Origin of the sequence: Haloferax sp. AS1 (assembly GCF_014530665.1) — an archaeon.
Classification (GTDB): domain Archaea; phylum Halobacteriota; class Halobacteria; order Halobacteriales; family Haloferacaceae; genus Haloferax; species Haloferax volcanii.
The window spans coordinates 296,862-310,855 of record NZ_SPSA01000001.1; the positions used below are offsets into that span (position 1 = coordinate 296,862).

A 13,994-nucleotide genomic window follows, 5' to 3' on the forward strand; every position below is an offset into this window, starting at 1 on the left:
ATGATTGACCTCCGAAGCGACACCGTCACGCTCCCGTCCGACGAGATGCGCGAGGCCGCCCGCGACGCCGCCGTCGGAGACGACGTGTACGGCGACGACCCGACCGTGAACGAACTCGAAGCGCGCGCCGCCGAACTGGTCGGCAAGGAGGCCGCGCTGTTCGTGCCGTCGGGGACGATGGGCAACCAAATCGCCGTCCGCGTCCACGCCGACCCCGGCCAAGAGGCGCTCGTGGACGAGAAGGCGCACGTCTACAAGTGGGAGGTCGGCGGCTTCGCCCAACTCTCGGGCCTGCAAGTCCGCGCCTACGACGCCGGCGAGCGCGCCGCGCCGACGCCCGAACAGGTCCGCGCCGACGCCCGCGAGGAGTCGCTTCACGTCGCCGGCACGGGCGTCCTCTGCCTCGAAAACACCCACAACGCCCGCGGCGGCGTCGCGATTCCGAAAGCCGATATCGACGCTGCGGCCGACGCCGCCGGCGACCTCGGGATTCCGGTCCACCTCGACGGCGCGCGCCTGTTCAACGCCTGCGTCGCCCTCGACGAGGACCCGACGGCGATGGTCGAACGCGTGGACACGGTGATGTTCTGTCTCTCCAAGGGGCTCGGCGCGCCCGTCGGCTCGATACTCGCCGGTCCCGAGGCGTTCATCGAGGAGGCCGTCCGCGTCAGAAAGCAGTTCGGCGGCGGGATGCGGCAGGCCGGTCTCATCGCCGCGCCGGGGCTCGTCGCGCTCGACAACGTCGAACGCCTCGCCGACGACCACGAAAACGCCCGCGTCCTCGCCGAGGGTCTCGACGCCGTCTCCGGCCTGTCGGTCCCCACCCCCGACACGAACATCGTCGTCGTCAACTCCGAAGACGCGGGGCTAACAGCTGAGAAGTTCGTCGAACTGTGCGACGACGCGGGCGTCCTCGGCGGGACGTTCGGCGAGTACCACACCCGCTTTACGACGAATCTGAACGTCTCGCGTGAGGATGTCGAAACAGCGGTCGAACTCGTCGCCGACGCGGTCGAATCGCGGTGAGTCGGTGGATACCGCAGTGAGTCGGTGGAAGCCGCGGTGAGTCGCGGTCGGTCGGTGGCGGCCCACTCGGTCCGTTCTGATTACAGTTCGGGTTCGATGTAGACGAAGTGCACCCGGTCGTCGGCCGCCCTGAGTTCGGACTCGATTTCGGTGATGTGGTCGTCCAGTTCTTCGGTGTCGAGTTCGGGGTCGAAGCTCACGTCGAGGGCGACGAGCAGTTTCTCGGGGCCGACGTAGGACGCGCGGAAGTGGTCGATATGGACGACCCGCGGGTCGTTTTTGACGATGTCGCGGAGGGCCTGTTCTTCGTCAACGGGGACGCTCTCACCGATGAGAAGGCGCTTGTTCTCCCACGCGAGCGCGATGGCGAAGCCCATGAGCAGTATCCCGATGAGGAGCGCCGCGCCGGCGTCGAACAGTTCGTTGCCCGTGAGTTCGGTGAGGCCGATGCCGACGAGCGCGAGCACCGCGCCGGTGAGTGCGACGGTGTCCTCGGTGAACGCCGTGAGCGTCGTCACGTCGCTCGTCTGCCGGAAGGCCTCGACGAGGCCGCTCCACTCGTACTCCTCTATCTGCCGGCGGAGTTCGGCGTTCGCCTTCAGGAAGGCGTAGCTCTCGAAGGCGATTGCGCCGAGGAGGATGGCGACGTTGACCAACACGGGCTCGATTTCGAAACCGAGCAGGACGAGCGCCTCACCGCCCCCGCCGTGGCCGGGGTGCATCAGGGCGTCGTAGCCGTGTTTGGCCGACTCCCAGCCGGCGATACCGAACAGCATCACGGAGACGAGAAACGAGTAGAAGAACTGCGACTTCCCGTGGCCGAAGGGATGCGACTGCGTCTCGCCGCGCTTGCTGTCGCGGATGCCGATGAGGAGAAACACCTGGTTGCCGGTGTCGGAGATGGAGTGATACGTTTCGGAGAGCATGGAGGGACTCCCGGTCGCGAGATAGCCGAGGAACTTGAGAATCGCAATCGCCCCGTTCGCGAAGAGCGCGGCGACGACGACGGACGTACTGCCTGCCATATCGTGGGCCACTCCCCCCGCTCGGATAGAGCTACCGACGAGGAACCGGGACACTGCTCGCCGACCGCGGCGACCCCGTGTCCCCGACCAGCCTCGACCGGTCCCGACGACCCGACACCGCAGTCGGTAGGTTTCAATCCCTCCGGTCCCTAGCCCCGCGCATGCTCGTCGTCGTCTCCGACACCCACAGCACGGACGGTCATCGCCTGACCGACAGAACCCTCGACGCGGTCCGCGAGGCCGACCTCGTCGTCCACGCGGGCGACTTCATGCGCGAGTCCGTCCTCGACGCGTTCGTCGACGAGGCCGACAGCTTCCTCGCGGTGTACGGCAACAACGACGGCTCCGAGATTCGCGACCGAATTCCCGCGGCGCGGAACGTCACCTACGGCGGCGTCGAGTTCGCGGTGACGCACACCCGCCGCGGCGGGAACACCGCGCTGTCGATGTTCGGCCGCGAGCGCGGGGCCGACGCGGTCATCTTCGGGCACAGCCACCGGCCGGGTTTCCACGGCACCGGGGCGATTCCGCTCCTCAACCCGGGGAGCCACGCCCAACCGCGGGGCAACCGCAAGGCGCACGCGGAACTGGAGGAACTGCCGGACGGCGGCCTCCGCGGGCGACTCGTCACGGTCGACGGCGAGACGTTCGAGACGTTCCGTATCGTCCCCGACGAATAGGGCGAAGTCCGGTGGAGGGCCGGAAGAAGCAGCGGGAACAGACCGGAGCGGGTCTGTTGGGGGGCAGTCCGAGGCCGCGCGAGACGACGGGGAGAGGGGCAGGGGGCACGGATGGCAGCCCCGTCGTCGTCGGGGGCCACGCGCGACCTCGCACTCACTCCTACGGGTGAGGGTATCAAATACGCACCGTAAGCTCAAACAGCCGTTTTAGTCACGCAGCACGCCCACCGCGACCCACGCGAGAAGCACGGTCAGCCCGCCGAGGAAGAACAGCGTCCCCGGCGAGAGCGTCCCGATGGTCTCGGCGAGTCCGCCCGACCCGGACGTGACCCGCGCCGCGGTCTCCGTGGCCGTCTGCGCGGCCGTCGTGTCCGGAACCGGCGTCTGCGTCGGCGTCGGCGTCGCGGTCACGGTCTCCGTCGCGGTCTGCGCGGCTTCCGTCACGGTCGGCGTCGACTCGACCGCGGTTCGGGTCGCTTCCGCGGTCTGCGTCGTCGAATCCGCGGTCGTGGTCGCCTCGGCGATGCTGAACCCACCGCCGCCGTCGGTCGTCACCGTCTCTGTGGCCGTCCTCGTCGGGGTCGATGCCGTCTCGGCCGTCGCGGGAGTGGCGTTCACCGAATCGGCTGTCCGGGTCGCGTTGAGGTCGGCTCCCGAGCCGCCGCTCTGGCCGGCACCGGAGTCGCCCGCGCCGCCGGTCGAGCCTCCGAGACCGAACGGAAGCACCGACCCGACACGGGCGAGCCGGTTCACGACGGCCGCGCCGATGCCGAGGACGCCGACGCCGCCGATGAGGCGCGTGAGCGCGCCCTTCAGACCCTTCGTCTCGTCTTCGCGCCCGGCGACGACGACGAGCGCCCGGTCAGCGGGCGTGTAGACGTTCATCTCGCGGCCCTTCTCGGAGTACCTCGTGTCCGCGACTTCGATGAGGCCCGCTTCCGAGAGGTTGCCGAGGTGGTACTGGACGTTCTGGAGGGACGTGTCGATTTCGGCGGCGAGGTCGGAGGGCGTCGCCGGCGACTCGTGGAGCGACGCGAGGACCGTCCGGGCGGTCGACGAGGAGATTGCGCCGAGGAGGTCGTCCGCCTCGTCGCTGTCGAGGCCGATGACCTTGGGGTCTCGGTCGTCCCGGTCGTCGTCCGGGTCGCCCGGGCTGGAGGGGATGAGGTCGGCCATCGAATCGGCGTTACTCACCGCTTCCCATGAGTGTTCGTATTCTTTCACGACGCCTCGCCGAAATTGCTATACCTCGTGCCCGCCGAACCCACCCACATGACCGACCCTTTGGTCGTAGACGGCCTCGTCGACTTTCTCGCGGGGAATCCCGTGTTCGTCGGGTTGCTCGCCGCGTTGTTGCTTTTCGTCTTCTTCGGCTATCTCCTCGTCCGGCGGACGCTCCTCGGACTGAGTGAGGGCTACGACGAGGCGCGCCGCCGCTGACATGGACCGGACAACTGCCGACGACCGCCGAGGTGTCGCCCCGTGGTAGCCGCCGGAACGCTCGCCACGTTCGTCGTCGCCGCGCTCGCCAGCCTGTTCATGGCGTGGGCCATCGGCGCGGGGTCGTCGGGGTCGACGCCGTTCGCGCCCGCCGTCGGAGCCAACGCCATCTCGGTGATGCGCGCGGGCTTCATCGTCGGCCTGCTCGGTTTCGCCGGAGCGTTTCTGCAAGGTGCGAACGTCACCAACGCGGTCGGGACGGAACTCATCGGCGGCGTCACGCTGACCGCGGGGGCCGCGGTCGTCGCGCTCCTCACCGCCGCGGTGCTCGTCGCAATCGGCGTCTTCGCCGGCTACCCCATCGCGACCGCCTTCACCGTCACCGGCGCGGTCGTCGGCGTCGGCCTCGCCATGGGCGGCGACCCCGCGTGGTCGAAGTACCAACAAATCGTCTCGCTGTGGGTGCTCACGCCCTTCGTCGGCGGCGGCGCGTCGTACGCGACCGCCCGACTCCTCCGCGCCGACGGCGTCTCCGAGCGGTGGACCGTCCCCGCGCTCGCCGGCCTCGTCGGTCTGCTCGTCGCCAACATGGAGTTCGCGGGACTCGGCGGCGCGTCGGGGTCGGCCTCGGTCGCCCGGGCCGCCGCGGTCGAACTGACCGGTCTCGGCGTCCTCGGCGAGACGGGCTGGTTCGTCGCCGCCTCGCTTCTCGTCGCGCTCGCCGCCGCCGCCGTAGTCGGCCGCTGGGTGACGACCGACAAGACTCGCGGCCAGCGGCGCTTCCTGCTCGTTCTCGGCGGCCTCGTCGCCTTCTCTGCCGGCGGCAGTCAGGTCGGTCTCGCCATCGGGCCGCTCGTTCCCCTCCTCGACGTGGTCGCGGTCCCGCTCCCGGCGCTCCTCGTCGGCGGCGGACTGGGCCTCCTCGCGGGGTCGTGGACCGGCGCGCCGCGCATGATTAAGGCGCTCGCGCAGGACTACTCCTCGCTCGGGCCGCGGCGCTCCATCGCGGCGATGATTCCCTCGTTCGCCATCGCCCAGACCGCCGTCGCGCTCGGCGTCCCCGTCTCCTTTAACGAGATTATCGTCAGCGCCATCATCGGTTCGGGCTACGCCGCCGGCGGCTCGGGGGTCTCCGGGCGGAAGATGCTCTACACCGTTCTCGCGTGGATTGGCTCGCTCGCCCTCGCGCTCGGACTGGGCTACGGCGTCTTTACGCTCGCGTCGAGCGTACTCGGCGTGTGAACGTCCGTGCGCTCCGCGTCGCGCTTACCACCCTCGTGTCCGCGCTCTGGGCCGCCTTCGGCGTCTACCACGTCGCGATGGCGGTCGTGACCGGCATCTCGCTCCGCGGGTTCGCCTTCGGGACCGTCGGCCTCGGCGCGTTCGCGCTGGCGATTCGCTTCCGCGGACGGGCGCGACGGCTCGGCGACGGCACCGCCGACGCGACCGGACTGGTGGTTCTCGCGCTGGCGTCGCTGGTGCTCGTGGTGCTGTCGGTTACGCTCCTCGGATAACTCGCGGTCGGAAAACGGGTTCGACCGGGTGTCGGCGGTGGCGACTCCGTCGCGTCGTCAGGTCAGGTCAGGTGTCGGGCTCGACTTCCGCTTCCTCGTCGCCGCCGTTCTCCTCGTCGTCGTCGCCGTTGCCGTCGGCGGCTTCGATGCCCGCGTTGGTCCGGATGCGTGCTTTCATGATGCGCGTGTTGTCGACCTGCTCGATGCGGATGACGATGTCGTTGTAGCTGATTTCTTCGCCCTCCTCGACGAGGCGGCCGGCGCGGTTGAAGATGAAGCCGGCGAGCGTCTCGAACTCCTCGCCCTCGGGGAGTTCGATGTCGAGCATCTCGTTGACCTCGTCGATGTTGACCTCGCCGCGGACGAGGTAGGTGTTCTCGTCGACCGACTCGAACGGCTCTTCCTCGTCGCCTTCGAGGATGTCGCCGACGATTTCCTCGACCATGTCTTCGAGGGTGATGAGCCCCTCGGTGGTCCCGAACTCGTCGATGACGACGACCATCTGCATCCGGGTGTCCTGCATCTCGGCCATCAGTTCGTCGACGTTCTTCGACTCGGGGACGTGGAGCGTCGGCGAGACGATGTCGGCGATGCCGACGCCGCGTTCGCCGTAGTACTTCTCGCGGACGAGGTTTCGGATGTTGACGATGCCGATGATGTTGTCGAGGTTCCCGTCGTAGACGGGGACGCGCTCGTGGTCGGCCTGCACGCACGTCTCGATGGCCTCGTCGATGGTCGCGTCCTTCGGGACGGCGGTCATGTCGAGGCGGGGCGTCATGACCTCCTTGGCGATAGTCGAGTTGAAGCGGAAGATGCGGTCGAGCATCTCGCGTTCTTCCTCCTCGATGACGCCCTCGCGCTCGCCCGTCTCGATGAGGTTCTGAATCTCGTCGCGGGTGACGTACGTCGTCTCGATGGCGGTCTGCCCGCCGGTGACGCGGTTGACGAGCCGCGTCAGGTGGTCGAATAGGACGACGAGCGGGAGCAACAGTAGCTCGGCGTACTTCAGGGGGCGTGCGATACGGAGCGACCACGATTCCGTGTTCTCGACGGCGTAGGACTTCGGTGCGCTCTCACCGAACAGGAGGACGAGCGTGGTGATACCGAACGTCGAGATGAGGACCGACTCGCCCGCGCCGAAGTCGAGGACGGCGAGGAGCCCGGTCGCCAGCGACGACATCGCGATGTTGACGATGTTGTTGCCGACGAGGATGGTCACGAGCAGGCGGTGCGGGTCGTCTTTGAGCGACTTGACCCGCTCCGCGCCCGGAATCCCCTCTTCGACCATCGAGTCGACGCGGTGCTTCGCGAGCGAGAACATCGCGATCTCGGACGAGGAGAAGAACGCCGAGAGACCGACGAGAACGATAATCGCAGCCACGCCGAGGACTGTGATCGTCGTGTCGTCCAGCGGAATATTCGAGACCTGTGCGGCCGCGAGTGTCGAGGCTGGAGGTAACTGTATCGGCGGCAAACCCATGTAACTACACTGTCTTGCGCGGGACCGGAATTAAGAGTTGCCCTCGACACTGCCTCGGCCGGCGCGTCGTTCGTTCTCCCCGGTCCGGCCGTCGAACCGATGTTGCGGCGCGGATGCCCGCGAGCGAAGGGCTTAGGCGACGCTCTTCCTAACAGCCGCCCATGGCAGACGAGCAACCGGCGATTACGCTGTACCGACTGCAAGCGTGCCCGTTCTGCGAGCGGGTCGTCCGCACGCTCGACGAACAGGGTCTCGCCTACCAGTCGCGGTTCGTCGAGCCGATGCACTCCGACCGGAACGTCGTCAAGCGCGTCTCGGGCAAGCGCTCGGTCCCGGCCATCGTCGACGACAACACCGGCGTCACGATGTCCGAGTCGGCGAACATCGTCGACTACCTCGAACACACCTACGGGGAGGGAGCTTGATGCCGGAGTTCGATGTCGTCTCCCTGCCCGACCACGACGCCCCGTCCGTGGGCGACACCGCCCCGGACTTCACCCGCCCGCTCGTCAACGCGGAGTTCTGGGAGGACGCCGCCCTCTCGGACCTCACCGACGACGGGCCCGTCCTCCTCGTGTTTCACACGATGGCGGGCGCGTTCCCCGCGACGTACGTCTGGAACGAACTCCGCGACCGCGGCGTCCCCGACGAGGTACAGACGGTCGGCGTCTCCATCTCGTCGCCGTACGAGCACAAGTCGTTCCTCGCGGAGCGCGGCGTGGACGCCCGCCTGTTTTCGGACCCCGCGGCCGGCGTCGCCGCCGACTACGACCTCGAACACGACCTCGACGGCATGGCCGGCGTCACCGAACACCGCCCCGCCGTGTTCCTCCTCGACGAGGAGCGGACGGTCCAGTACCGCTGGGTCGCCGCGGAGTGGCCGGACTTCCCGGACTACGAGGGCATCGCCGACGCCCTCGACGACCTGTAAGCCGCTTCCCGACGCTCGCCGCGTCGACCGCATTCGCCCGCGCGGAATCGCCGTTTCGTCACGCTTTTTCGCCCGTTGCGCGTCGGTTCGTACATGAGCGACGACGTACAGCGTGCCGCCGCCGCCATCCGCCGCGGCGAGGCGGTCGTCTACCCGACCGAGACGGTCTACGGCATGGGCGCGGACGCGACGAACGCCGACGCGGTCGAACGCGTCTTCGACATCAAGGGCCGCGACCGAGACAACCCGCTCTCCGCCGGCTTCCCCGACGTGGACGCCGCGCTGGAGTTCGTCGAGGTCGACGACCGCGAGGAGGCCTTCATGCGCCGGTTCCTCCCCGGTCCGGTGACGGTCGTCGTGGAGCGACGCGACAGCCTGCCGGACGCGCTCGTCGCCGGGAAAGACCGCGTCGGCGTCCGCATCCCCGACCACGAACTCGCGGTCGACCTCTTCCGCGCGGCCGGGACGCCGGTCACCGCGACCAGCGCCAACCGCTCCGGAACCGGGAGCATCACGCATCCCTCGCAGCTCTCCGACGAGATTCGGGACGCGGTCGCCGTCGTCCTCGACGGCGGGACGACACCCGGAACCGAGAGCACCGTCGTCGACCCCGGCCGCGGCGTCGTCCACCGCCGCGGCGCGATGGCCGACGACATCGAGGCGTGGTTAGACGAGCACGACGACGACGCGTAACCCGACGGGCGCGACGACGAGGCAACCCTGAGCCACGGCGACCCGGAGTCACCGCGGACGCCGCCCTCATCGACCGAGTAACGACGACAGCGACCACGTTTTCACGCCGCAGCGCTCCCGATAGGTACAGGACTCGCATTTCGCGGAGTCGCGGAGCCGCGACGGGACGAAATCGAGGTCGCGGGCGACGCGGAGCGCCCGCCGATAGGCCGCCTTGTTCCCGGTCGTGAGCCCGACCGTCCGGACGACGCCGACCGCCGGGTACTCGACCAGCGCCCGCGGCACCGGTGCCTCGCGCTCCCACGCGAGCGCCTTCGCCAGCGCGACGGCCCTGACGCGCTGGGGCTCCCAGACGCCGCGCTCGGGCGGTTCGCCCGGCGAGACGAGCGAGGGAACCGGCACTGGCGGTCGGTCCCCCTCGCCGTCGGGCGCGCCGACGAGTTTGTGCGCGACGCCGCGGCAGTCCTTGCCCGCGAGGAGTTCGTCGCGGGCGACGGGGTCGGTGAGCGCGTCCCAGTCGTCGCGCTCGCGGAGTCGGGCGAGGCGCTCGCGGTACGCCGCGGGCGACACCGAAATCGGCCGCGACGCGAGTTCGTCGTCGGTCGCGTCGAGCAGGTCGGGGTAGTCGAAGGCGAGCGCGCGAACCTCGCGGACCGCGGGCGGCGGCGTTCGGTCGTCGTCGCGGCGGGCGTAGTAGAGCTGTCGCGGGCAGTACGCGGCGCGAGCGAGGTCGGAGGCGGCGACGAGAGCGGACACGGGAGGGCTGGACCCGGCATCGGACAAGAACGTTCGCGCGAGCGCGCCGCGGAGGCGGCGGGTCCCGAACCGGACTCGCGTCGTCTGATTCGCCGCCGTGCGTGAATTAATACGGTCGTGTCCCTTGGCTTACTGACATGGCATCGACCGCCGCCGGCTCGTGGCTCCGGATGACGCGGCCCGAACTCGCCGTGTTCGTCTCCGGGGTCACGAGCATGGGTCTGGAGATTCTCGCCGGGCGAATGGTCGCTCCCGAGTTCGGCAGCAGCATCTACACGTGGGGGAGCATCATCGGCGTCTTCCTCGCGGCGCTGAGCCTCGGCTACCACCGGGGCGGACAGCAGGCCGAACAGGCGTCGAACGGCGCGCTCGCCCGTGTCTTCATCGGCACGGCGGCGTACATCGCGGGCGTCATTCTCCTCGGCGACCTGTTCATCCAGTCGACCGCCGGCCTCCCCGTCCCGAGCCGATTCGCGTCGCTCCCCGCCATCACGCTCCTGTTCGGGCCGCCGACCTACTTCCTCGGCTTCATCAGTCCCTACGCGGCGGAACTCTCCGGGCGGACCGACGTGGGGTCGGCCTCGGGGCACGTCTACGCCGTCGGCACCGTCGGGAGCATCATCGGCGCGTTCGCCACCACGTACGTTCTCATCCCGTCCCTGAGCGTCACCAACATCGGACTCGTCTTCGGCCTCGTCTCGGTCGTGACGGCGCTCGCGCTCGTCCGACCCGAAATCGGTCGAGAGGAAGCGGTCTGGAGCGTCGGCATCGCCGCCATCCTCGTCCTCGCGTCCGCGACCGGCGGCGTCGGTCTCGACTCCCGCGGCAGCACCGTCTACCACACCCAGACTGCCTACCAAGAGCTTCGCGTCGCCGACGCGGGCGGGACGCGGACGCTCTACCTCGACGGCCAGCCCCACAGCGCGATGGACCTCGACGACCCGACGCGGCACGTCTTCGACTACACGTCGTACTTTCACGTCCCCTTCCTGTTGTCCGACGATATCGACCGCGTGCTGTTCGTCGGCGGCGGCGGGTTCACCGGCCCGCGCGTGTTCTTGGAGAAGTACCCGAACGTGACCGTCGACGTGGTCGAACTCGACCCCGAAGTCGTCGACGTCGCCGAGGAGTACTTCCGCGTCGAGGAGTCGCCGCGACTCAACGTCCACACGATGGACGGCCGGCAGTATCTCCGGGAGACGAACCGGACGTACGACCTCATCGTCCTCGACGCCTACCAGAAAGACAAGGTCCCGTTCCAGCTGACGACACAGGAGTTCATGCAGCTCACGTCGGACCGCCTCGACGACGACGGCGTCCTGTTCGCCAACGTCATCTCCGCGCCCAGCGGCCCGGCCTCGCAGTTCTACCGCGCGGAGTACAAGACGATACAGTCGGTCTACCCGCAGGTGTACAGCTTCCCCACCGCCGGGCGCGTCGTCGTCCAGAACATCGAGGTCGTGGCGACGAAAGACGAGACGCTCGTGACCGCCGAGGAGCTTCAACGTCGGAACCGGAACCGGAATATCGGCATCGACCTCGCGGCCGAACTCACATCGTACCGGAACGACGAACCCACCGACGACGTGCCGCTCCTCACCGACGACCGCGCCCCGGTCGATAGCCTCTTGGACCCGATGGTCGGCCAACGCTACGTCGTCCAGCGGACGAACGAGACCGAACAGCGCGCGGCCGACAGGAACGCCACTACCCGGAGCGCGGTCGCCGGCACGGCCGTGAGGGCGGCGTAGGCGATGGTTCACGACAGAATCCACGCCAGAGAGCCGACGCACGACCGCGACCGCTGGACCGAGGGCGTCGTCGAGTCGACCGTCGAACGCGACGGCCATTAGGTTGCCCGCGCGCGCCCGGCCGGCAGCGACCGACCGGCTGACGAGGCGGTCGAACGTGCGGGCGACGGCTCGGTCGAACTGGTCGTCACCTTCGCGGTCCGCGACCTGTTTCTCCGCCGACTCGATGTCGACGCCGGCGAGCCGCCCGTCGGCTGTCGATTCTGGTATCGAACCGAGCGGCGGTAACTCTGCGGCCGCACACTCGACCTGACGGCCAGAAAAACGGGCCGGATGGGGGCGATGCCGGTTAGTTCGTCGCTTCGAGGGCTGTTTGATACATGCGCGGCCCGGCGACGGCGGCCGTTCCGAGCACCATGAGCAGAGCACCGACGCCGAGGCGCTGACCCGCGGCGACCGCGGACGCGACCACGCCGGTCACGACCGCGAGGCCGGCGAGGAACATGACCCCGCCGAGAACATCGAGCGGCTGGATTGACATCTCAGTCGAGACGTTTCCCGCTCGTTGCAAAAGTCTTCCCGCCGCCGTCTCGTGGTTCTCGTTCCTGCGGCCCTCTCCCGAACACGACATGCGGCACTCACGTATCAGGTCAGAGTCAAAATGGGACCGCCCGGATTCGAACCGGGGTCACGGGCACCCAAGGCCCGAAGTATACCAGGCTAACCCACGGTCCCGCACATACGGCTCTCCCCGTCGCGGAGTAAAGGGTTTCGTTCCGCCCCGTCAGGTCAGGGGGAAGAAGTACGCGACGCCGATAGTCGTCACCACGCCGAGAAGCAACTGGAGCGGGCCGCCGACGCGGATGTAGTCCGTGAACTTGTAGCCGCCGGGACCGTAGACGAACAGGTTCGTCTGGTAGCCGACGGGGGTCATAAAGGCCGTCGACGCCGCGAACATGACCGCGAGGACGAACGAGAACGGGTCGGCGCCGAGCGTCGCCGCGGCCTCGATGGCGACCGGAATCATGAGCACGACGCTCGCGTTGTTCGAGATGACGTTCGTCAGGAGCGCCGTCACGAAGTAGAACACGCCGAGGACGGCGATGAGGGGGAGGTAGTCGCCGGTCATCACGACCAGTTCCGCGAGGAGGCCGGCGGCCCCGGAGTTCTCCATTGCGATGCCGAGCGGGATGACGCCCGCGAGCAGGAAGATAACGTCCCACTGGACGGCGTCGTACAGTTCGGTCGGCCGGAGACATTTCGTGGCGACCATGGCGAGCGCGCCGAGGAGCGCGGCGACGACGATGGGCAGGAAGCCGAGCGCGGCGAGCGCGACGACGCCGGCGACGATGCCGACGGCGACGGGAATCTTCGACTCGCGGTAGTCGTGGCGCTCGATTTCCTGGGCGACGATGAAGTTGCGGTTGTTGTCGAGGCGCTCGATGCTCTCGACGGTCGCCTGCACGAGCAGCGTGTCGCCGACGCGGAGCGGGAGGTTGTCCATCCGTCGGCGGATGAGTTCGCCGCCCCGGCGGAGCGCGAGCACGGTCGCGTCGTACCGCTGTCTGAAACTCGCCGAGGCGAGCGACTCTCCGACCAGCGCGGACCCCGGCGCGACGACGACTTCGACGAGGTTCTGGCCGCGGTCGGCGAGTTCGAGTTCGTCCTCGGTGACGGTCGCCGGCACGAGGTCGAGGCCCTCCACGTCGAGCAGTTCGACGAGCGTGTTGCGGTCGGTTCGGAGGGTGAACACGTCGCCCGGCTGAATCTCCTTCGGGCCGAGCGGTTCGAGGAAGACGCTCTCGCCGCGGATGAGTTGGAGGAGGTCGACGTCGAACTCCGTCTCGACGAGCGCCCGCTGGACCTGCTGGCCCACGAGCGGGGAGTCCTCGCGGACGACGACCTCGGTCAGGTACTCCGCCATCTCGAACTCCTCGGTCAGGTCCCGTCGGGGTTCGATTCGCTCCGGGGTGAGCCGACGGCCGATTGTCATGAGGTAGACGACGCCGACGGCCATCACCACCGCGCCGAGCGCGGTGAACTCGAACATCGAGAAGGGCGCTTCGCCCGTGATGCGCGAGTAGACGTCGCTGGCGAGGATGTTGGTCGACGTACCGATGAGCGTCAGCATGCCGCCGAACATCGACGCGTACGACAGCGGCAAGAGGAGCTTCGACGGCGAGGTTCGCCCGCGCTCCGCGAGGTCGGTCACCATCGGGAGCAGGATGGCGACCGCGGCGGTGTTGTTGATAAAGCCGGAGATGGGACCGACGACGCCGACGGTCGCGCCGAGCTGTCGGAGTTCGCTGTCGCCGGTGAACGTCGATATCTTCGCGCCCAGAAGCTGGATGATGCCGGTCCGCTGGACGCCCTCGCTGAGGATGAACATCGCGAGGACGGTCAGCGTCGCCGTGTTGGCGAACCCCGAGAGCGCGTCGCCGGGGTAGGACTCGAACAGGACGATTGGCGCGCCGAGCATCCCGGCCGAGGCGAGCGCCTCGGAGGCCGGCTGAATCAGCATCAGCGACACCATCACGCCGATGGCCGTCACGTCGACCGGGACGGGTTCGGTTGCGAAGAACGCCAGCGCGACGAGGATGACGGCGAAGACGACGAGGATGTCCGGCGTTATCGCTACCACGCGGTCATCGACGCGTCGGCGGCCAAAAAGCGTGCGGGATTCGGACTGTCTCTCGGC

General features: G+C 68.5%; 15 protein-coding genes, 1 tRNA gene and 1 pseudogene. 10 read left to right on the plus strand and 7 right to left on the minus strand.

Annotated elements, in window-relative coordinates; genetic code table 11:
• Entirely contained in the window at positions 1 to 1,026 is a 1,026-nt protein-coding gene (locus tag E4P24_RS01555; protein ID WP_188148012.1) for a low specificity L-threonine aldolase, read from the plus strand.
• Positions 1,027 to 1,106: 80 nt separating this feature from the next.
• On the opposite strand, the gene E4P24_RS01560 is transcribed toward E4P24_RS01555, so the two are convergent.
• On the minus strand, positions 1,107 to 2,051 hold the full coding sequence (locus tag E4P24_RS01560) for a cation diffusion facilitator family transporter (protein WP_188148013.1): 945 nt from the start codon (positions 2,049 to 2,051) through the stop codon (positions 1,107 to 1,109).
• 161 nt (positions 2,052 to 2,212) lie between these two features.
• Here E4P24_RS01560 and E4P24_RS01565 point away from each other — a divergent pair, with 161 nt between their 5' ends.
• Positions 2,213 to 2,731 carry a metallophosphoesterase gene (locus E4P24_RS01565; protein ID WP_188148014.1) on the plus strand — a complete coding sequence of 173 codons (519 nt, stop codon included), beginning with the start codon at positions 2,213 to 2,215 and terminating at the stop codon, positions 2,729 to 2,731.
• 207 nt (positions 2,732 to 2,938) lie between these two features.
• On the opposite strand, the gene E4P24_RS01570 is transcribed toward E4P24_RS01565, so the two are convergent.
• Positions 2,939 to 3,907 (minus strand): winged helix-turn-helix domain-containing protein, encoded by a 969-nt coding sequence (locus tag E4P24_RS01570; RefSeq protein WP_188148015.1) that lies wholly within the window; start codon positions 3,905 to 3,907, stop codon positions 2,939 to 2,941.
• Positions 3,908 to 4,003: 96 nt separating this feature from the next.
• On the opposite strand from E4P24_RS01570, the gene E4P24_RS01575 reads away from it, so the two are divergent.
• From E4P24_RS01575 to E4P24_RS01585, 3 genes are read left to right on the plus strand one after another with little or no spacing between them, the layout of a single operon-like run.
• On the plus strand, positions 4,004 to 4,171 hold the full coding sequence (locus E4P24_RS01575) for a hypothetical protein (protein WP_006600765.1): 168 nt from the start codon (positions 4,004 to 4,006) through the stop codon (positions 4,169 to 4,171).
• 42 nt (positions 4,172 to 4,213) lie between these two features.
• The gene (locus E4P24_RS01580; protein ID WP_008606070.1) at positions 4,214 to 5,413 is read left to right on the plus strand and encodes an inorganic phosphate transporter; all 1,200 of its coding nucleotides are present in this window, start codon (positions 4,214 to 4,216) and stop codon (positions 5,411 to 5,413) included.
• Positions 5,410 to 5,685, plus strand: a complete 276-nt coding sequence (locus E4P24_RS01585; RefSeq protein ID WP_115802071.1) for a hypothetical protein — start codon at positions 5,410 to 5,412, stop codon at positions 5,683 to 5,685. The genes E4P24_RS01580 and E4P24_RS01585 overlap by 4 nt, the downstream gene beginning before the upstream one ends.
• Positions 5,686 to 5,752: 67 nt before the next feature.
• On the opposite strand, the gene E4P24_RS01590 is transcribed toward E4P24_RS01585, so the two are convergent.
• The gene (locus E4P24_RS01590) at positions 5,753 to 7,066 is read right to left on the minus strand and encodes a hemolysin family protein (RefSeq protein ID WP_006600764.1); all 1,314 of its coding nucleotides are present in this window, start codon (positions 7,064 to 7,066) and stop codon (positions 5,753 to 5,755) included.
• A gap of 260 nt (positions 7,067 to 7,326) precedes the next feature.
• On the opposite strand from E4P24_RS01590, the gene E4P24_RS01595 reads away from it, so the two are divergent.
• The 3 genes from E4P24_RS01595 to E4P24_RS01605 all read left to right on the plus strand — a co-directional run bounded on the left by E4P24_RS01595 (position 7,327) and on the right by E4P24_RS01605 (position 8,789).
• Positions 7,327 to 7,590, plus strand: a complete 264-nt coding sequence (locus E4P24_RS01595; RefSeq protein WP_004045367.1) for a glutathione S-transferase N-terminal domain-containing protein — start codon at positions 7,327 to 7,329, stop codon at positions 7,588 to 7,590.
• Positions 7,590 to 8,096: a redoxin domain-containing protein gene (locus E4P24_RS01600; protein ID WP_004045368.1), complete on the plus strand. Its 507-nt coding sequence runs from the start codon at positions 7,590 to 7,592 to the stop codon at positions 8,094 to 8,096. The genes E4P24_RS01595 and E4P24_RS01600 overlap by 1 nt, the downstream gene beginning before the upstream one ends.
• 93 nt (positions 8,097 to 8,189) lie before the next feature.
• Positions 8,190 to 8,789: an L-threonylcarbamoyladenylate synthase gene (locus E4P24_RS01605; RefSeq protein ID WP_006600763.1), complete on the plus strand. Its 600-nt coding sequence runs from the start codon at positions 8,190 to 8,192 to the stop codon at positions 8,787 to 8,789.
• Between the two features lie 66 nt (positions 8,790 to 8,855).
• Here the strand turns inward: E4P24_RS01605 and E4P24_RS01610 are convergent, their stop codons facing one another.
• Positions 8,856 to 9,545 carry a hypothetical protein gene (locus E4P24_RS01610; protein WP_188148016.1) on the minus strand — a complete coding sequence of 230 codons (690 nt, stop codon included), beginning with the start codon at positions 9,543 to 9,545 and terminating at the stop codon, positions 8,856 to 8,858.
• A 137-nt stretch (positions 9,546 to 9,682) separates the two neighbouring features.
• On the opposite strand from E4P24_RS01610, the gene E4P24_RS01615 reads away from it, so the two are divergent.
• Both E4P24_RS01615 and E4P24_RS01620 read left to right on the plus strand, forming a co-directional pair.
• Positions 9,683 to 11,296 (plus strand): spermidine synthase, encoded by a 1,614-nt coding sequence (locus E4P24_RS01615; RefSeq protein ID WP_115802073.1) that lies wholly within the window; start codon positions 9,683 to 9,685, stop codon positions 11,294 to 11,296.
• 3 nt (positions 11,297 to 11,299) lie between these two features.
• Positions 11,300 to 11,584: pseudogene (locus tag E4P24_RS01620) on the plus strand (hypothetical protein).
• Positions 11,585 to 11,645: 61 nt separating this feature from the next.
• Here the strand turns inward: E4P24_RS01620 and E4P24_RS01625 are convergent.
• The 3 genes from E4P24_RS01625 to E4P24_RS01635 form a co-directional block, all read right to left on the minus strand.
• Positions 11,646 to 11,837, minus strand: coding sequence for a hypothetical protein (locus tag E4P24_RS01625; RefSeq protein WP_115802074.1), 192 nt, complete (start codon positions 11,835 to 11,837; stop codon positions 11,646 to 11,648).
• Positions 11,838 to 11,958: 121 nt separating this feature from the next.
• A tRNA-Pro gene (locus tag E4P24_RS01630) sits at positions 11,959 to 12,031 on the minus strand.
• Positions 12,032 to 12,080: 49 nt separating this feature from the next.
• Positions 12,081 to 13,937, minus strand: a complete 1,857-nt coding sequence (locus E4P24_RS01635) for an SLC13 family permease (protein WP_115802089.1) — start codon at positions 13,935 to 13,937, stop codon at positions 12,081 to 12,083.
• Between the last annotated feature and the right edge of the window lie 57 nt (positions 13,938 to 13,994).